This window comes from Lactobacillus delbrueckii subsp. bulgaricus, from assembly GCF_046938665.1.
GTDB classification, from domain to species: Bacteria; Bacillota; Bacilli; order Lactobacillales; family Lactobacillaceae; genus Lactobacillus; species Lactobacillus delbrueckii_C.
Genome location: NZ_JBKZCD010000109.1, coordinates 1 through 226, shown reverse-complemented (window position 1 = coordinate 226; position 226 = coordinate 1). Strand labels below are relative to the sequence as shown.

General features: G+C 38.1%; 1 protein-coding gene. It reads left to right on the top strand.

Translation table 11 applies throughout. The annotated features are described in order from the left end of the window. A partial coding sequence (locus ACLUXO_RS10450; RefSeq protein WP_412137469.1) for an IS3 family transposase occupies positions 1-219 on the top strand: 219 nt, incomplete at its 5' end. Positions 220-226: the final 7 nt, after the last annotated feature.

Below are 226 nucleotides of genomic sequence, written 5' to 3'. Positions count from 1 at the left end.
GGTAATTCTCTAGATGACGGCTTAATGGAAGGCTTCTTCGGCATTCTTAAGCGGGAGATGTTCTACGGTCAAGAACATAAATACAAGGACCTAAATGAGCTTGAACAAGCTATTCACAAATATATCGATTACTACAACAACGTAAGAATCAAAACAGGACGAAAAAACATGACCCCGATTGAATATCGGAATCATGTTCTAACAACCTTAACGGCGTAATACTAAT